Raw genomic sequence first — 16,363 nt, 5'->3', positions numbered from 1 at the left:
TCCGCACTAATCGGTAACCGCTGCCCGATTTCCGCTTTCTGAGGAAGAAGGTGCCCGATGTGCAAAAGAGAGATGTTGGGCGTGAGGAAATGTTTGGCCTTCGACCCAACCGCTTTCAATGGGAGAGGGGCTTTTGGTGAAGGCGCAGGCGCCCGGAACTAACTGGAATTATCCTTGCCGTTTCTCCATGACCACCAGCGGTGTTTTACCGTTATCCATCGCCTCGCCGGTCACCTGGTAGCCGAGGCTCTCATAAAGCCGGATGTTGCCAGCGCTTTTGCCGCCGGTGATCAGTTTGAACTTACCGCTTTCTGTGAATTGTTCTTCTGCGGCCTGCATCAGGCGGCGGCCAATGCCGCGGCCTTGATGCCCAGGCGCAACGAACAGACGGCCGATATGGCACGTGTTGCCATCTGAGCGGAGCCGAACCGAGCCAATGATTTCTGGCCCGTCCTTCGCGACCAGAAACAGGTGGGTCGAAAAGGCTTCCGTCAGCTGGTCCAGCGTTTCCACCATCGGTGTAATCAGCAAATCGCCATTCAGCTTCGCTTCTTGGTGAAAGGCGATTTTCTGCAAGGTAAGGATCGCGTCGGCATCGCTCTTATGTGCTGTTTCGATGGTGATGTTCATCTTCTTTCCTGGTTGTGTTCGATTGTTCTGACTTGCAGGTTTGGTCTTCCACGCCGGTTTTTCCATGATCACCATCTCGATTTTTGCCGTCATCTGATCACGGCCCGTGATTTCATACCCATGCCGGCGGTAGAGGCTGATGTTGCCGTGGCTGGCGCTGCCGGTGAACAAGGCGAATTTGTCAACTGTTTGGAATGCGTCTTCCGCCGCACGAAGCAGGGCAGACCCGATACCCTGTCCCTGATAGCCTGGTGCTGTAAACAACCGTCCGATCCGGCAGACACCGGCATCCAGCTTTGCCCGCACCGAGCCAACCAGATGCCCGTTGAGAAGGGCAACCAAAATGGTGTGGGTTTCGAGTGCTGCTAAAAACGCCTCTTCCGTTTCATAAAGAACGGGTAAGGACCAATCTTGATAACGTTCAGCTTCGCTGAGGTAAGCGTCTTTTTGACGTTTTAACAGTTCCGAACTGTCGTCTGGAGTGGCGTGACGTATTTCTAAGGGATAACTCATCGGCTCTTCACTGTTCTGCCGCCAGCCGTACGGGTTTGAAACTCATCCGGTGATGTTCTGTCGGGCCAAGTTTATCCAGCGCTGCCTGATGGGCTGGAACGCCATAGCCCTTGTGCTGGGCAAAGCCGTAATCCGGAAACTCTTCATCAAGCGCGACCATCATTCTGTCCCGTAAAACCTTTGCAACAATGGAGGCAGCAGCGACGCATAGGCAACGCCCGTCTCCCTTGATCAGCGCCTGTCCAGGCTGCTTCAAACCGGGGGGGACGTCACGGCCATCGACCAGCACATATTTCGGGACCTCCGGCAGGCCGTTGACTGCCCGTACCATAGCCGACAGGGTCGCTGTGCGAATGTTCTGCCGGTCGATCGTGGCAGGTGATGCGCTGGCCGCACAGACCAAGGCCGAGGCCAGAATCTCTTCAAACAGTGCTTCCCGCTTGGCCTCGGTTAGTTTTTTGGAATCGTTCAGACCCACCGGAACATTCTTATAATCGAGCACGACGGCCGCAGTGACGACTGGTCCTGCCCAGGGCCCGCGTCCAGCCTCGTCCACGCCGCAAATTAGACCGTCAAAGGATCTGGCATGTTTCTTTTCAAGTTTGAGATCCGGGCTGTCCGGAAAGACGAGGTCGAAGAGGGAAAGATTTTCGGTCATTGGCGGAGATGGAACTGAAAGCCGGTTCTGGAGTATTTGGATGACTAAGCGCGGAATGCGTCAGCAGTAAACCATCGGCAGAAAACAGATGGCAAGATCCTTCGTCCATCCGTTACGTCTGGACAGAAATTACAATTTGCTGCAGCCGCCTATCCCATTAGACTTATCTTCGTCAAAGAGACATATGGTATGAAGATGTATCGCGGACGCATACGCCTCTTTTTGCCGGTGATTCTGGTTTTCACGCTGGCGGTGAAAGCCTACGCCGAGGACGTGCGTCCCGTTTTTGTGATCATGCAGCAAGACCCATATGCATACATTGATAACAAAGGCGACACTGCCGGTTATCTCTTCACGATTGCAAATATGATCCTGAAAGAAGCCGGTTATCCTGAAAATGCCCGAATAGCTCCGATCAAACGCATGATTAGCGATGTTGCAAGCGGTGCGGCGGATTGCACAATCGCCGCAAGTTCGCCTTTTGCACGCAAAACCTTCACCCAAGTGGAGCCGATTGGCCACATGCTGAGTGTTGGAATAATGCCGCGCAAAGGGATCGTCTTGAGCTCCTATGAAGATTTGAAGGGCTTGAGAATTGGCGTTCCGAGCGGAATGAGCATCGGCGATCCGTTTGACAGTGATGCTACGCTTAACAAGGTTGTCACACCTGACTATGAAAAAAGTTCCTTGATGCTGGCGTACGGCCGGATCGACGCGATCATGGGGGCCACTGAAAGCATTCGCTTCAGCGCCTATAAGAAGGCGGGTATTTTGCGGCCGATCTTTGGGGAGCCGCTTGTTACCCAGAAGTATCCAAAAATGCTTATGTGTAACAAGGATTTGCCAGGGGACGGATACGTGCTGCGTTTGAAGGAAGCAACCCAAAGGCTAAAAGCTGGCGGAGAAATTCAGGATGTCATCCGTGACTTTTTCTCTTTCAAAATCAGCGAACGCACCCAGCTCCAGTAAAGCCTAGAGCACCGGACTAGACGTCACTCAAACAGGCTCAATTGAACCCCGCCCTTTTGCGGCTGGATGAAATGGTCTGTTGAGAGTTTCTTCTTGCGCAAGTTCAGGCCAAACCGTTTGGCTGCCAGAGAAAAGCGTTTTGAAATCTGATCGGCATAAGGGCCCCGCCCGCGCATGCGCTCCCCCCATTTGGCATCATAATCCTTGCCGCCGCGCATGGAACGGATCAGGTTCATGACATGGCGGTAGCGGTCCGGACGGTTGCGGAGCAGCCAGTCGCGAAAGAGTTCGGACACTTCCAGCGGAAGGCGCAGCAGGATAAAGGCAGCTTCACTTGCACCGTGGTCTGCCGCCGCTTCCAGAAGGCCTTCAATTTCGCTGTCGGTCAGCGCCGGGATGATTGGGGCCATCATCACTGACGTAGGTATACCGGCTTCGCTCAGGGCTTTGACTGCGGCGAGCCGTTTGTGGGGTGCAGATGCCCGCGGCTCTATCGTCCGGCAGAGTTTTTTGTCCAGTGTGGTCACCGACAGTGCGACCTTGACCAGATTGCGTTCTGCCAGCCGCGCCAGCACCTCAATGTCCCGTGTGACCAACGCCGACTTGGTGACAATCGCCACCGGATGCCCGCAAGCCTCCAGGACTTCCAGGATCTCGGGCATCAGCTTGTAACTGCGTTCCATCGGTTGATAAGGATCGGTGTTGGTGCCAATCGCAATCACCTTTGGCTGATACCCCGGCTTGGAAAGCTCCCGCTCCAAAAGTTGGGCTGCGTTTGGTTTGGCGAACAGCCGGGTTTCAAAATCGAGCCCCGGCGACAGGCCCATAAAGGCGTGGCTGGGCCTTGCGAAACAATAGATGCAGCCATGTTCGCACCCCCGGTATGGGTTGATGGATCGGTCGAAGGAAATATCCGGCGATTCATTGCGGGTGATGATCGTTCGGGCGCGTTCTTCTTGCACTTCTGTTTTGAGAGGGGGGAGCTCATCAAGACTGTCCCAGCCATCATCAAAAGCCTCGCGGGAGAGCTTCTCAAACCGGCCAGACCGGTTGGTTGCCGCAGCCCGTCCCCGGCGCCGGTCTGCAGCAAGGTGGCTGGTATCGGTCACGTCACCACCGCTTGAGGTGGAAAGTGGGTCGCTAGGCTGTGCGAGGGTCATAAACTGCCGACTCTTTATGAGAACATAGAGAGAACATTAGTCGGTTTCAGCGCCGGAACAAGCCCCTTGCTCGCACTTTCAAAAGTTTCGTGGCATAAAAAGGGTCATGATTAGTGTCATAATTCCGACCGAGAATTCCGAAGTGGATCTTGTTCACGCCTTAGCCGCGCTGGTTCCAGCTGCTGCTGAAGGCGTGGTCCGTGAAGTCATCATTGTGGATGGCGGCTCAACCGACAATACCGACAAGGTCGCCGATGCCGCTGGCTGCACCTTCGTGACCCATAAGGGCCCGCGCAGCGCACGTCTTGCCCATGGCGCCAAAGTCGCCAAACGCGGTGACTGGCTGTTGTTCCTTCAGCCTGAAACCCTGCTGGAAAGCGGCTGGCATCATGAGGTTCAGGCGTTTATCGAACGCGCATCGCGCACCCCAAAAGGCCCCAAGACAGCGGCGGCGTTCCGCTTGCGGTATGAAGCCTTCGGCATGGGCGCCAGATTGTCTGAAAAAGCGGCCTCTGTCCGCAGTCAGCTGCTCGGCATGCCCTATGGCAATCAGGGGCTTTTGATCTCCCGCCAATTCTACGAAAAGCTCGGCGGCCACCGGCCCTTGCCGGAGATGGAAGATCTCGACATTGCCAAGCGGATCGGCCGCGGGCGGATGGTGTTTTTAAGAGCGGCAGCCGTTTCCTCAGGGGAGCCGGGACACGAAGGGGTTTCGTCCGGTCTGCGTCCTGCTCTGGCCCGGTTTGCCATCGGGGCCTTGCGTCTACCGGCCAGTGTGGCGGTCAAACTGCACGGCTAGTGGATTAATTCGCACGCGTGTTCTCCTACAAAGTGGTAATGATAGGAAATACCACTTGGAGGCAACTGTGCAGACTGTTTTGATCATTGGTGCAGGTGCTGGAATTTCTGGCGGGGTTGCCAGGCGTTTCGGGCGGGAAGGGTACAAAATCGGTTTGGTGGCCCGGTCGGCCGCTGCTCTTGAACTGCAATGCAATGAGCTGGCAGCGGCCGGCATGGGGGCGTGTTTCGAGACGGCAGATGCAGGTGACCCTCCCAGGCTGCAATACGCGATTGAGCGATTGACAGAACAACTCGGGCCCATTGATGTTCTGATCTACAATGCATCCGTGATGCGGCCCGCTTCTCCACTTGAACTGTCCACAGAACAGCTAAGCCACGAGTTTTCAGTCAATCTTCTCGGTGCTTTTCAAGCAGCTCAGCAGGTCGCTCCTTCAATGATCAGGCGCGGTTTAGGAGCAATTCTCTTTACAGGAGGCGGACTGGCGCTCGAACCCTATCCGGAATGGACCTCTCTTGCTCTTGGTAAGGCGGCTTTGCGAAGCCTATCCTTGTCTCTTTATAAGGAGTTATCTCCAAAAGGGGTGCACGTCTCGGTCCTGGCAGTCTGTGGGATTGTGGAACAGCGCGGGCCCTTCGATCCGGATATCATCGCTGACGAGTATTATCGGGTCGCGACGGCCCCCAACGGAATAGAAGACCGGGAAGTGATTATTCAGCCCGAAGGGACGGATGTTTTCTACAACGATCCAGACCGGCGGCATGCGGGTACGACGTTGCCACCTTCCCATGTCCGGGAGACGGTGAAGCTTTAGAAAAATCTCGCGGGACGATCATGGCGCGACACTGAGTTTTCACACGCAGCGTTTTGAAGGAAGAGCGCAAATTGGCCGCCGAATACCCATATAGGCTGGGGAAACCCGGAGATTGAGACACTTAGGATTTTGGGTCTTCAATTAAACGCAGGATTCTAACAGATGCTCAAACTCGACCACATCACTGTTGTCCCGCCAACGCTGGCTGAAGGCGTGCGGCATGTTCAAGACTGCCTCGATATAGAGGTGCCATTCGGAACGCGTCACGAATATATGGGCACCCACAATCACCGTCTCCAGCTCGGTGACGGGATTTACTTGGAAATCGTCGCGTTTGACCCAGATGGGATCTCACCCAGACATGCGCGTTGGTTTGGCCTCGACGATCAGAAAACCGTGAGATCTAATTGGGATGCAGGACGGCGGCTCAGGGGTTGGGTTGCGAGTACAAATGACCTGCGGTCTGTCCTAGCAAAACATGGCGAGATTTTCGGAACCGAAGTACCTCTTCCACCGGAAAACCCCGTGTTCGCTTTTGCGATCCCGAAGGATGGATCCCTGCCTCTCGATGGGGCAGCGCCCTCTCTCATCGATCGCCGTGGCGTACCCGTCTCAAGTGAAAAAATACCCGATAGGGGTGCGGTTTTCCGGTCGATGACTCTGGAACATCCCGAGCCTGAGGCAATTGAAAGGCTGTACGAGGAACTGGAGATAGACCACCCGCCGCGGGTCGTCACCGGAACAGAGGTCCGCTATAGGGCGGAAATCGAGACACCAAGCGGATTGAAAGAACTAACTTAATCCGCACAGAATCTCGGTAGCAAAAATCCTTTGGCCGGTGCGTGTTGCGCCGGCCAATAAAACCAAAAATCACGCTGCGTAGAGTGATCCAGTCCGCGTCTTTAAGAACGCGTCGAGCGGGATATCTTCCTGTTTCAGGAACCCGTTTTTCGGTAAGGCGCCGTCACGGACCATTTCTATCACCGCAACGACGGAGGCGGATGTGGTCCAGGCGATTGCGGTGCGCATCTTGCCGCCGATCTCGATCGGCTTATAGGCACGGACAAATTCCTCCCGGCGCGGGCGGCCGTCGATGGTGCCTTCGGACGCCACATGCACATAGACCACATCATTGTCGGTTGGCGGCTTGGCATGAACGAGAATTTCGCCGGCTTCCTGACGGCGTTCGCGCATGAGGAGCTCGTGGAAGAAGAAGTTCATCAACTCGGCATGGCCGGGATACCGCATTGTCTTGTAGTCGATGTTGGCGACCTTGCCCAAATAGGTCTCACACATGGTGCCGAGCCCGCCGGAGGTGGTGAAGGCTTCCAGCTTCATGCCGTCGATGTAGATCGTTTCCAGCCACTCCATCGGCGAGACCCATTTGCGCACGCCGTCTTCGATCACCTCACAGTCGTTGAGATACTCGTTGACGACGCCGTCCGGCGACCAGTTGAAGGCATAGCCCATCAGGCCGGTCGGGTTCTGCGGCAGGGCGCCAACACGCATCCGGCAGGACCGGCAGTCGTCGAAGTCGCCAATCTGTTTGGCACCCACGATTCCGACAAACCCAGGTGCCAGACCGCATTGCGGGGCCATGAGACCCTTGGCGGTTTCGCTCATCTCGATGATCGCCTTGGTGGTCGGAACATCTTCGGTCAGATCAAAATAATGGATCCCGGTCGCATGGGCGGCCGTCGCAACCCCAACATTGAGCTGGTAGGGCAGGCAGGACAGCACAGCGTCCACGCCTTGAAACATTTTTAGAAGCCCATCGTAAGCCTTCAGATCCGCCGAATGAACCGCAAACGGCAAGTCTTCGCGCGGTTTATGCTGGTCATAAGCGTGAACTTCAAACCCGCTGTCGTGCAAAAGACGGGCGGCGAGCGCTCCGACCTTGCCGAGGCCCAAAACGGCGATCTTTTTCATATGTCCTCCTTGGCGGACCGCATCTCCCGTCAGAGAAACCCGCGTTCCGATCCGCCGCGTATCAAAAAACTTGGCTCCCCTCTGGCCGGGCGCCCATCACGTCTCATTAGGCCCTGAGTCCGCGTCAATCAAAATGGCAATAATTCTTGCAAATCGGGAATTTTCTGACAATTTGATGAGGTTGAATTAGAAGTAAAATTCCTAACTCGGCGTCGAAAGTGCATAGGACAATAGTTTTGAAATTGGGTTTGTTGGATTTGTCATCCCAGCGGAGGCTGGGATCTAGTACTCGCAAACTTAGACTTCTAATCGAAAACCAACCCCACAGTGTACTGGGCCCCAGCCTTCGCTGGGGCGACAAGTTGAGTCGGGAAAAGCTGATAACTAAGCTCTGGCGAAAGTAGAAAACTCAATGGACGATCTGGATCATCGGCTATTACATCTTCTGACACGCGATGCGCGGGCGTCGGTGACCGATCTCGCCGAAACGCTCGGTGTCTCCAGAGGAACGGTGCAGAACCGCATCGACAAGCTCTTGCACCAGAAGGTGATCCACCGGTTCACGGTTGAGTTGGGGCAAACGGAAGAAGATCATCAGATCAGCGCCTTTACCCTGGTCCGGCTGAAAGCCGATGACGGCCGGGCAACCCAGGCCGCGCTGCGCCGGATCGAGGCGATTACCGACATTCACACGCTCAGCGGCAATTTTGATCTGGTCGCTGAACTGCGTGTCCGGTCGCTGAAGCTTCTCGACAAGACCCTGGACCAAATCCGGGCCCTTCCGGAGGTGGCTGAAACGGAGAGCCATATCCGTTTGGCCTCTGCCTCAAAACCGTGAACCTAGATATTTGTCAAAGTTTAGGTTCGGCACTATGAACACCACGAGTGTCGGTGAGGACCAAGAATGGCGCGCTTAAAAACGGGCGACAAGCCCGCAGATATCCGCAGAGCAGCAGTCGACGTTGTTGTTGAGGTTGGATCCTCGGCAGCCTCGATCAACACAATCGCAAAACGGGCCGGACTGTCAGTTGGGACAGTTTACCGTTACCACGACAGCAAGGACGCGGTCCTCAGGTCGGTGTTTTTGGAGATCAAGCGCGACGTCCATCACCTGTTGATGTCCGCAGCAGAGGCGCAGAGCACATCCCAGGATAAGCTCCGTGCGATGTGGTTTGCCCTGTTGGACTTTGCCCACAATCATCCTCAAGATTTTGCTTTTGCCGAGGTGATCCTCAATACATCCGTCCTGCTGCCGGAAGAAGACGCGATAATCCAGGAAATGGCTCAGGATATCGGGCAGATCATCGAGGCTGCGATCACCGACGGCACTTTGCGGCCAGCAAATGTCCGGGCGATTAATGCCGTTCTTTCCGCGCCTGCTTTACGGCTAGGCCGGCAGACTGCCATGAGCGGGGTGGCGCCAGACCCAGATTTCGCAGAAGAAATTTTTGATTTGTGCTGGCGGGGTGTTGCGGCTTGATCTATATAATGAGCAATCGCTCATTAATTTAAGGCTGGCCGTGACCCATGACATATCTCTCAAAATTTCTCGCGGGTGTGGTTCTGTTATGCACCTCAGCGCAGGGACATGCCCAAATGACCGAAAACGACATTCGCAACGGTTACATGGAGCATGCCGCCAAGGTGCAGTTTTACCGCTGGTTCCAGATATACGAACGCCCTGAAGGTGGCATAGGGAATGCGTTGGATATCCTGAGCAAAGATGTCCAGGTGTCTTCTTCCCTTGGAACCGCAAACGGACATGAGGAATATGAAGCTCGCGTCGACCAGTTGCCTAGAACCTGGCGCAATTCGCACCGGGTGACGTCTTCCAAGATCACGCATATGGCCGACGGTTCGATGAACCTGGACGCTACAATCATCTATCAAAACCTGGGCATGCTGGATGAGGACGCTGTCCGCCAGGCGGAGCTCGCCTATTCTGTTTCATTTGCGCCGCAGGACAGCGGATTGCCTCTCATCACAAATGTTGAGATCAAGCCTGTCAAAGAAGTGCCGGGCGATGACTATAAGGATGCCTATCCGGAAAACCGGATGCGCAGCCTGGTTCACGCCTGGTTGAGTTTCATCGAAGATCCGGACCGCGATCCGGAGCCGGTACGTGAAATCCTGACCGATGATTTTCAGTTGAACTTTTCCAGTGGCCCGATTCGGTCCTTTGAGGAGTTTAAGGCCTGGCTGGCGGGCCCGGCATCCCAGGTTGAAGCCAGCACCCATGTCCTTGAGAATTTCTCTGTGAACGTCAAGGACGGCCTCTACACAGTTGCTGTCGATTTCGATTGGGCTGGTCTCTTGCCAAATGATGGCGAACTGGTTGCCAAAACTCGGCACACATGGACCGTTACCAACGATGTCACCGAACGCTTTGCCCGCATCAAAACGATGGACGTCGAAATCCTGGAGCCCTTCCGACCCAAGGAAAAGTGAGGTTCTGGGACTTCATTTCATTGAAGAACGAAACCGCCCAGGCGGTAGCCAATAGTAATGCCGAAAATAAAGAGGGCCCCGGTTCTGCGCTACGCAGCGGTCCGGGAAGCGGGAGGTGGCTGAAACGGAAGGCCCTATCCGTTTGGCCTCGGCCAGGAACCCGTTGGTCGGTTGACATCGCCTAAAGAGTGATTTCCATACGCACTGACGGAAACTGCACCCCACCGGGCAGTTCGATCATGCAGGGCTCTTTCGTCATGAAACCGCACGATTTATAAAACGCTTCGGCGTTGAGGGTCGAGTAACAGTTCAATTCCAAGAGTCCAGCACTGCGTGCCGCTTCAAAGCATCTTGTCATCAGCGCTCGCGCCACGCCTTTTCCCGTGTACTCCGGGTCCGTTCCAAAGTGCCGGATGTTGCCATTCGCCGGTGTTTCGTCTCTTGCCGTGGGCGAGTGTTTGGTCCATCCGCCGGCACCAATGAGTTTCCCGCTGTCTGTTTCGGCAACATAATAGGTGCCAGATGTGAGCAGCTTCGGTTGCGCCTTTGTTATCAGAGGTAATGCGGCGTTGAGCAGTTCGGCACTATAGGCCTGAGGCAAGAGCGCGCTGTAGCTGCGGCCAAGCAGGCTAGAGACAGAAGCTGCGTCCGAAGGGGCCGCAATGCGGGTCTGGAATGTCACCAGCGTTAAGCGCTTTGCAGTTTGCCGCGCTTCAGATGTTCATCCAGACGGGGCATGATTTCCACGAAGTTACAGGGCATGTGGCGGTAGTCGAGCTGCCATTTCAAGATGCCGTCCCAGGCGTCCTTGCAGGCGCCTGGCGAGCCAGGAAGAGCGAAAATGTAGGTGGCTCCGGCCACACCGCCGGTTGCCCGGGATTGAATGGTTGATGTGCCGATCTTGTCGTAGGAGATCCGGTGAAAGACTTCCGAAAACCCGTCCATCTTCTTTTCAAACAGCGGTTCCATGGCTTCTGGCGTCACATCCCGGCCGGTAAAGCCAGTGCCGCCGGTGGAGATGATCACATCAACACCGCTGTTGGAAATCCAGTCCTTCACCACGGTCTGAATGGCCGGCACGTCGTCCGTGACGATCTTGCGGTCTGCCAGTTTGTGGCCAGCCTTTTCCAAACGGTCCACCAGTGTATTGCCCGACCGGTCTTCTTCCAGTTTCCGGGTGTCGGAGACCGTCAGAACGGCAATGTTGAGCGATACGAACGGACGGCTTTCATCGATACGGGACATGGGCGGCTCTTTTTTTGCATTTGGTCGCCACACCCTGATCTCACGGGTGAGGCACAATCTAGACATAGGCGATTGAGGAAGCTGGTGCCAGAGAAAGGGGCAGGATGCGTCATGCCGCCACGGGTTTTATAACAGCCGGATGCAAGTTGATCTGTGAGTAGGCCCCGGGTCTGCACTGCGTTTGCCCGGGGTGACACCTATTGGCCGCTCATGAGATCTTCCCAGCCGGGGTTTTCTTTTTCAATCAGCTGGATCTTCCAAGCCCGCCGCCATTTCTTTAGGCGCTTCTCCTGGGCGATTGCCTCGTCGATGTTTTCGAACTGCGCAGCATAGACCAGCCTTGTTACGGAGTGTTTTCTGGTGAAGCTGGCACCGGTTCCCTCTTTGTGTTCAAAAACGCGTCTGGCGAGATCGTTTGTAACGCCGACATAAAGCGTCCCATTCAACCGGCTGGCCAGGATGTAGACATAATACATGCACTATTTAAAGTAGAATGAAGGGGTAACTGCAACATTCGCGGTCACCCCGGGCGAACGCAGTGGCGACCCGGGGCCCACTCGCTGATCCACTTGCCGCCGGTTCAAGATGTTTCCCAGACACTCTCTGCGAACGAGTGGGCCCCGGCTCTGCGCTCCGCTTCGGCCGGGGAGACAGCTAGGGGCTGCCGCGGCACTCGGATTGATGCCTTTCTCGGACTTATAGGGCGATCGGTTTCAGAAGAACTTGAAATTAAATTACAAAAAATAACAAGATTGAGACACTTGCATTCAAATTAGGTCAGTATTATTGACTTAAATATAGAGCGTCACAAAACACAATCGAGCCAAACATGATGACCTGGGATGCCGTACTGGCAACACGCGCAAAGCGGATGAGCGCATCGGAAATCCGAGAACTTTTGAAACTGCTTGATCAGCCAGACATCATTTCCTTTGCTGGCGGCATTCCAGATCCCGCATTGTTTCCTTCAGAGGCTTTCAAAGAAGCTTATGGCACGGTGCTCAGCGGCGAGGGGGCATCAAGCGGCCTGCAGTATTCGGTCAGCGAGGGCAATGTTCGGCTGCGCACCTGGCTGGCGGGTGAAATGGCCAAGCTCGGCATTGACTGTACTCCAGACAACATCCTGATCACCTCCGGATCCCAGCAGGCGCTCGATTTCATCGGCAAACTGTTTTTATCGGCCGGAGATACGGCGCTTGTCGGCTGGCCGACCTATCTTGGGGCACTCCAAGCCTTTAACGCCTATGAGCCGAATTACGACCGGCTGGATCCGATGACCAACCGGTCTGCCGGCGATTACAGGACGGCGGCTATAGCAGCAGGCGGATCGGTCAAGTTTGCTTATCTGTCTCCGGACTTCGCCAATCCGACAGGAGAAACCCTGGATGAAGCTGGCAGAACGCGCCTGCTCAGCCTGGCGGACGAGCTGGAGTGTGCTGTGATTGAAGACGGCGCTTATCAAAGCCTTCGATATGACGGGGAGCCGGTGCCGCCGGTTTTAGCGCTCGATTGCAAACGGTCCGGCGGCATTGAAAACACGCGTACGCTGTATTGCGGCAGTTTCTCCAAGACCCTGTCACCAGGTTTGCGGCTCGGCTGGGTTTGCGGCGCAAAGGACGTGATTTCCCGCTTGGTTCTTTTGAAACAGGCCGGGGATTTGCACTCGTCCAGCCTCAATCAGGAAGCCATGGCCCATGTTGCTGAAACGGTCTTTGAGGCGCAGGTCGGCAAGATCCGGAAAACCTACCGCGAGCGGCGGGATGCCATGCTGACGGCCTTGGAAAACCATATGCCCTCCGGCACCCGTTGGACCCGTCCGGAAGGCGGTATGTTTGTCTGGGTGGAGCTGCCCGATGGGATTGACGCAGCCGCCCTTTTGAAAACGGCGGTGGAAGAGGCGAAAGTGGCCTTTGTGCCCGGAAAGGCGTTTTTTGCAGACGGCAGCGGCACCAACACCTTGCGCCTAAGCTTTTCGGCAACACCTCCTGAAAAAATAACCGAAGGTATCTCTCGTCTCGGTGAAATGCTTGCGAAAACTGACAAGTGCGGGGTGTAATCGGCTGAATACCGGCCGACACCAATTAGGAGGCAGTTATGGCTCTGACGGACCCGATGGACATTTATTGTGAACGGATCGGTCCTGAATTCTGGTCTGAGCCTATTAATGCAGTCACCAACGCAGCTTTTTTCCTTGCGGCGGGTGCAGCGTTTTTGCTTTGGCAGCGCAACACCCCAAGGGATTGGCCCGTTCTCTTTCTGATCGGTGTCGTCATGGCAATCGGAACTGGGTCATTCCTGTTTCACACCGTCGCGACCCGATGGGCAGTGTACACGGACACCATTCCGATAACGGTTTTCATCCATGTATATATGCTGTTGGCCCTGCGCCGGCTCCTACAATTACATTGGGTCATCTGTTTCGCAGTGGTCATTGGGTTTTTCATGCTGGCACCGGTCGCTGGGCAAGTCTGGGCGCCTTACTTTGGCGGCTCAGCGGCCTATATCCCCGCCGCACTGGCGATTTTCGTGATCGGCGGTTTTGTTTTTCAGTCGGATAGGAGACTGGGGGCTCAGTTATTCATAATTGGGATACTGTTTATCGTTTCGCTAACTTTCCGAACGCTTGACGAACCGCTATGCAGTCAATGGGCGCTCGGGACGCATTTCCTGTGGCATATCCTAAATGGCGTTGTGCTGTTTGGTTTATTACGGGTTCTCATTTGGCATCGCGCCGGGTAAAGGTCAGATATTAATCATAAAGTCTAACAGGTCATGGCCGGGGGCATCCGGTTCAGATACCGGTATCTGACGAGTGACCTAAGGGAATGTCAGGAAGACAGGGAAAAGGCATGAGCGATAATATAAAAACAGAAAGCGATTTGACCGAAGCAGCCCTTTTCTTTCATGAACACCCCAAACCCGGAAAACTGGAAATTCAGGCAACCAAACCGCTCGGCAACCAGCGCGACTTGGCGCTGGCCTATTCGCCTGGCGTTGCCGCCCCATGCCTGGAAATTGCTGAAGACGAGACGAAGGCGGCCAATTACACCGCCCGAGGCAATCTGGTTGCAGTAATTTCCAACGGTACCGCCGTTCTGGGGCTCGGCAATATCGGCCCGCTCGCCTCCAAGCCGGTGATGGAAGGCAAGGCGGTCCTGTTCAAGAAATTTGCCGGCATTGATGTCTTCGACATTGAGGTTGACGAAACTGACGTCGACAAATTCGTGAACGCAGTGTCCGTGCTGGAGCCGACGTTTGGCGGCATCAATCTGGAAGACATCAAGGCGCCCGAGTGCTTCATGATTGAAGACGCCTTGCGCGAAAAAATGAACATTCCTGTGTTCCATGACGACCAGCATGGCACAGCTATTATTGCGGGTGCTGCGGTTCGCAACGGCCTTCAACTGGCCGGAAAGAAGATCGAGGAAGCTAAGATTGTGGCCTCCGGTGCAGGTGCTGCGGCGCTTGCGTGTCTGAATATGCTGGTCACCCTTGGCGCAAAACGGGAAAACATCTGGGTCACCGACATCGAAGGTGTCGTCTACAAGGGCCGCGAGGTCCTGATGGACCAGTGGAAAGAAGTCTTTGCCCAGGACACCGACAAGCGGACCTTGAACGACGTTATCGACGGCGCGGATGTGTTCTTGGGACTGTCTGCCGCCGGCGTTCTAAAGCCGGACATGGTCAAGAAGATGGGCAAGGGTCCTCTGATCCTGGCGCTTGCCAATCCCAACCCGGAAATCATGCCGGAAGACGCCAAAGCTGTGCGCGACGACGTGGTTATGTGTACCGGGCGCTCCGACTATCCGAACCAGGTCAACAACGTCCTGTGTTTCCCATACATCTTCCGCGGCGCGCTCGATGTCGGGGCGACGACCATCAACGAGGAAATGAAGCGCGCGGCCGTTGAAGCAATTGCCGGTCTTGCTCAAGAAGAACCTTCAGACGTCGCCGCCCGCGCTTACGGCGGCAAGACCGAAACCTTCGGCCCGAATTACCTGATTCCGTCACCCTTTGATCAGCGTCTCATCCTGCGCATCGCGCCGGCAGTGGCCAAAGCTGCAATGGATACCGGTGTAGCCACCCGGCCGATTGAAGACTTCGACGCCTATCATGACCGGCTGAACCGGTTTGTCTTCCGGTCCGGCCTGATCATGAAACCGATCATCCAGAACGCAGCCCGTGATCCGCAGAAGATCATCTATGCGGAAGGCGAAGACGAGCGGGTGCTGCGCGCGGCCCAGGTGCTTTTGGAAGATGGCATTGCGCAGCCGATCCTGGTGGGCCGGCCGGACGTCTTGACCGCACGCTGCGAACGCTTCGGCTTGAAGATCCGTCCGGATGTCGACTTTGAATTCGTCAACCCGCAGGACGATCCGCGCTACCGTGATTATGCCGATGAATATCTGGAGTGTGTTGGCCGCAAGGGCATGCCGCCGGATGCGGCGAGAACGGTTGTCCGGACCAACCAGACGGTCATTTCGGCGATTGCGGTGCGCCGCGGTGACGCCGATGCTCTGATCTGCGGTCTGGAAGGCCGGTTCACCAAACATCTGCGTGACATCCGCCAGGTGATCGGCGTGTGCGACACAGCACGGGATCTTTCCGCCATGTCGCTGTTGATCAACAGCCGGGGCGCTATGTTCCTGTCCGATACTTTTGTGACCGAAGACCCGACCGCGGAAGAGATTTCGGAAATGGCCGAGCTGGCGGCTCAGGAAATCCGCCGCTTCGGCATTGAGCCCAAGGTGGCACTGCTGTCCATGTCGAACTTCGGCTCCCGGGACACAGCCTCGTCGCGGAAAATGCGCGAAGCCTTGGACATGATCTGGGAACGCAACCCGGAGCTGGAAGCTGATGGCGAAATGCACGGCGATTCAGCATTGAGTGTCGCTCTGCGCGAGCGGGTCATGCCGAACAGCAAATTGACTGGCGAGGCCAACCTGTTGTTGTTCCCGAACCTCGATGCGGCCAACATCGCGCACAACCTTTTGAAGGTGGCGACCCAGGCGCTTCACGTCGGGCCGATCCTCTTGGGCGCAGCAAAACCGGCGCATATCCTAACTCCGTCGGTCACCTCGCGCGGCGTGGTCAACATGTCGGCGCTGGCCAGCGTCGAAGCGCAGACAAAGGCTCCGGAATAAGGCGGAGCGCCGCCGTTTCGGCGGCACGGCAGGCTTCTATTGTTTGTCATCCCG

General features: G+C 55.8%; 17 protein-coding genes. 10 read left to right on the top strand and 7 right to left on the bottom strand.

The window, feature by feature from the left end:
- Positions 1-168: 168 nt before the first annotated feature.
- Both FJ695_RS28105 and FJ695_RS26205 read right to left on the bottom strand, forming a co-directional pair.
- Complete coding sequence (locus tag FJ695_RS28105) at positions 169-1,143, bottom strand: GNAT family N-acetyltransferase (RefSeq protein ID WP_168206497.1); 975 nt, start codon at positions 1,141-1,143, stop codon at positions 169-171.
- A gap of 7 nt (positions 1,144-1,150) precedes the next feature.
- Positions 1,151-1,801 (bottom strand): ribonuclease HII, encoded by a 651-nt coding sequence (locus FJ695_RS26205; RefSeq protein ID WP_141188199.1) that lies wholly within the window; start codon positions 1,799-1,801, stop codon positions 1,151-1,153.
- A gap of 189 nt (positions 1,802-1,990) precedes the next feature.
- Here FJ695_RS26205 and FJ695_RS26200 point away from each other — a divergent pair, with 189 nt between their 5' ends.
- On the top strand, positions 1,991-2,770 hold the full coding sequence (locus FJ695_RS26200) for an ABC transporter substrate-binding protein (RefSeq protein WP_141188198.1): 780 nt from the start codon (positions 1,991-1,993) through the stop codon (positions 2,768-2,770).
- 23 nt (positions 2,771-2,793) lie between these two features.
- Here FJ695_RS26200 and FJ695_RS26195 read toward each other — a convergent pair whose 3' ends face one another.
- Positions 2,794-3,930 (bottom strand): PA0069 family radical SAM protein, encoded by a 1,137-nt coding sequence (locus FJ695_RS26195; protein WP_141188197.1) that lies wholly within the window; start codon positions 3,928-3,930, stop codon positions 2,794-2,796.
- A gap of 106 nt (positions 3,931-4,036) precedes the next feature.
- Between FJ695_RS26195 and FJ695_RS26190 the strand changes: the two genes are divergently transcribed.
- The 3 genes from FJ695_RS26190 (at position 4,037) to FJ695_RS26180 (ending at position 6,344) form a co-directional block, all read left to right on the top strand.
- Complete coding sequence (locus FJ695_RS26190; RefSeq protein ID WP_141188196.1) at positions 4,037-4,729, top strand: glycosyltransferase; 693 nt, start codon at positions 4,037-4,039, stop codon at positions 4,727-4,729.
- A gap of 67 nt (positions 4,730-4,796) precedes the next feature.
- The gene (locus FJ695_RS26185) at positions 4,797-5,543 is read left to right on the top strand and encodes an SDR family oxidoreductase (protein ID WP_168206496.1); all 747 of its coding nucleotides are present in this window, start codon (positions 4,797-4,799) and stop codon (positions 5,541-5,543) included.
- A gap of 162 nt (positions 5,544-5,705) precedes the next feature.
- The gene (locus FJ695_RS26180) at positions 5,706-6,344 is read left to right on the top strand and encodes a VOC family protein (RefSeq protein ID WP_141188194.1); all 639 of its coding nucleotides are present in this window, start codon (positions 5,706-5,708) and stop codon (positions 6,342-6,344) included.
- Positions 6,345-6,413: 69 nt separating this feature from the next.
- Here FJ695_RS26180 and FJ695_RS26175 read toward each other — a convergent pair whose 3' ends face one another.
- Complete coding sequence (locus FJ695_RS26175; RefSeq protein WP_141188193.1) at positions 6,414-7,472, bottom strand: saccharopine dehydrogenase family protein; 1,059 nt, start codon at positions 7,470-7,472, stop codon at positions 6,414-6,416.
- A gap of 412 nt (positions 7,473-7,884) precedes the next feature.
- Here FJ695_RS26175 and FJ695_RS26170 point away from each other — a divergent pair, with 412 nt between their 5' ends.
- The 3 genes from FJ695_RS26170 to FJ695_RS26160 all read left to right on the top strand — a co-directional run bounded on the left by FJ695_RS26170 (position 7,885) and on the right by FJ695_RS26160 (position 9,920).
- Positions 7,885-8,310, top strand: a complete 426-nt coding sequence (locus FJ695_RS26170; RefSeq protein ID WP_141188192.1) for an Lrp/AsnC family transcriptional regulator — start codon at positions 7,885-7,887, stop codon at positions 8,308-8,310.
- A gap of 66 nt (positions 8,311-8,376) precedes the next feature.
- A complete protein-coding gene (locus FJ695_RS26165; RefSeq protein ID WP_141188191.1) occupies positions 8,377-8,952 on the top strand; it encodes a TetR/AcrR family transcriptional regulator in 576 nt (191 codons plus the stop codon).
- Between the two features lie 116 nt (positions 8,953-9,068).
- Positions 9,069-9,920 (top strand): nuclear transport factor 2 family protein, encoded by an 852-nt coding sequence (locus FJ695_RS26160; RefSeq protein WP_141188190.1) that lies wholly within the window; start codon positions 9,069-9,071, stop codon positions 9,918-9,920.
- 181 nt (positions 9,921-10,101) lie between these two features.
- Here the strand turns inward: FJ695_RS26160 and FJ695_RS26155 are convergent, their stop codons facing one another.
- The 3 genes from FJ695_RS26155 to FJ695_RS26145 form a co-directional block, all read right to left on the bottom strand.
- Complete coding sequence (locus FJ695_RS26155) at positions 10,102-10,602, bottom strand: GNAT family N-acetyltransferase (RefSeq protein ID WP_168206495.1); 501 nt, start codon at positions 10,600-10,602, stop codon at positions 10,102-10,104.
- A 5-nt stretch (positions 10,603-10,607) separates the two neighbouring features.
- On the bottom strand, positions 10,608-11,165 hold the full coding sequence (moaB, locus tag FJ695_RS26150; protein WP_141188188.1) for a molybdenum cofactor biosynthesis protein B: 558 nt from the start codon (positions 11,163-11,165) through the stop codon (positions 10,608-10,610).
- 197 nt (positions 11,166-11,362) lie between these two features.
- Complete coding sequence (locus FJ695_RS26145; protein ID WP_141188187.1) at positions 11,363-11,641, bottom strand: GIY-YIG nuclease family protein; 279 nt, start codon at positions 11,639-11,641, stop codon at positions 11,363-11,365.
- Between the two features lie 353 nt (positions 11,642-11,994).
- Between FJ695_RS26145 and FJ695_RS26140 the strand changes: the two genes are divergently transcribed.
- The 3 genes from FJ695_RS26140 to FJ695_RS26130 all read left to right on the top strand — a co-directional run bounded on the left by FJ695_RS26140 (position 11,995) and on the right by FJ695_RS26130 (position 16,309).
- Positions 11,995-13,221: a PLP-dependent aminotransferase family protein gene (locus FJ695_RS26140; protein ID WP_141188186.1), complete on the top strand. Its 1,227-nt coding sequence runs from the start codon at positions 11,995-11,997 to the stop codon at positions 13,219-13,221.
- A 38-nt stretch (positions 13,222-13,259) separates the two neighbouring features.
- Positions 13,260-13,904, top strand: coding sequence for a ceramidase domain-containing protein (locus tag FJ695_RS26135; RefSeq protein WP_141188185.1), 645 nt, complete (start codon positions 13,260-13,262; stop codon positions 13,902-13,904).
- Between the two features lie 110 nt (positions 13,905-14,014).
- The gene (locus tag FJ695_RS26130) at positions 14,015-16,309 is read left to right on the top strand and encodes an NADP-dependent malic enzyme (protein WP_141188184.1); all 2,295 of its coding nucleotides are present in this window, start codon (positions 14,015-14,017) and stop codon (positions 16,307-16,309) included.
- The last annotated feature ends 54 nt before the right edge of the window (positions 16,310-16,363 follow it).

It is taken from the genome of Labrenzia sp. PHM005, assembly GCF_006517275.1.
Taxonomy (GTDB): domain Bacteria; phylum Pseudomonadota; class Alphaproteobacteria; order Rhizobiales; family Stappiaceae; genus Roseibium.
Note: the sequence above shows the minus strand (reverse complement) of the source record. Positions and strands in the feature narration are given on the sequence as shown.

What these genes read in the sequence shown, in the direction of transcription:
- FJ695_RS28105 (WP_168206497.1), bottom strand. Translation starts at nt 1,143, where the DNA reads ATGAGTTATCCCTTAGAAATACGTCACGCCACTCCAGACGACAGTTCG.
- FJ695_RS26205 (WP_141188199.1), bottom strand. Translation starts at nt 1,801, where the DNA reads ATGACCGAAAATCTTTCCCTCTTCGACCTCGTCTTTCCGGACAGCCCG.
- FJ695_RS26200 (WP_141188198.1), top strand. Translation starts at nt 1,991, where the DNA reads ATGAAGATGTATCGCGGACGCATACGCCTCTTTTTGCCGGTGATTCTG.
- FJ695_RS26195 (WP_141188197.1), bottom strand. Translation starts at nt 3,930, where the DNA reads ATGACCCTCGCACAGCCTAGCGACCCACTTTCCACCTCAAGCGGTGGT.
- FJ695_RS26190 (WP_141188196.1), top strand. Translation starts at nt 4,037, where the DNA reads ATGATTAGTGTCATAATTCCGACCGAGAATTCCGAAGTGGATCTTGTT.
- FJ695_RS26180 (WP_141188194.1), top strand. Translation starts at nt 5,706, where the DNA reads ATGCTCAAACTCGACCACATCACTGTTGTCCCGCCAACGCTGGCTGAA.
- FJ695_RS26175 (WP_141188193.1), bottom strand. Translation starts at nt 7,472, where the DNA reads ATGAAAAAGATCGCCGTTTTGGGCCTCGGCAAGGTCGGAGCGCTCGCC.
- FJ695_RS26170 (WP_141188192.1), top strand. Translation starts at nt 7,885, where the DNA reads ATGGACGATCTGGATCATCGGCTATTACATCTTCTGACACGCGATGCG.
- FJ695_RS26165 (WP_141188191.1), top strand. Translation starts at nt 8,377, where the DNA reads ATGGCGCGCTTAAAAACGGGCGACAAGCCCGCAGATATCCGCAGAGCA.
- FJ695_RS26160 (WP_141188190.1), top strand. Translation starts at nt 9,069, where the DNA reads ATGACCGAAAACGACATTCGCAACGGTTACATGGAGCATGCCGCCAAG.
- moaB (WP_141188188.1), bottom strand. Translation starts at nt 11,165, where the DNA reads ATGTCCCGTATCGATGAAAGCCGTCCGTTCGTATCGCTCAACATTGCC.
- FJ695_RS26145 (WP_141188187.1), bottom strand. Translation starts at nt 11,641, where the DNA reads ATGTATTATGTCTACATCCTGGCCAGCCGGTTGAATGGGACGCTTTAT.
- FJ695_RS26140 (WP_141188186.1), top strand. Translation starts at nt 11,995, where the DNA reads ATGATGACCTGGGATGCCGTACTGGCAACACGCGCAAAGCGGATGAGC.
- FJ695_RS26135 (WP_141188185.1), top strand. Translation starts at nt 13,260, where the DNA reads ATGGCTCTGACGGACCCGATGGACATTTATTGTGAACGGATCGGTCCT.
- FJ695_RS26130 (WP_141188184.1), top strand. Translation starts at nt 14,015, where the DNA reads ATGAGCGATAATATAAAAACAGAAAGCGATTTGACCGAAGCAGCCCTT.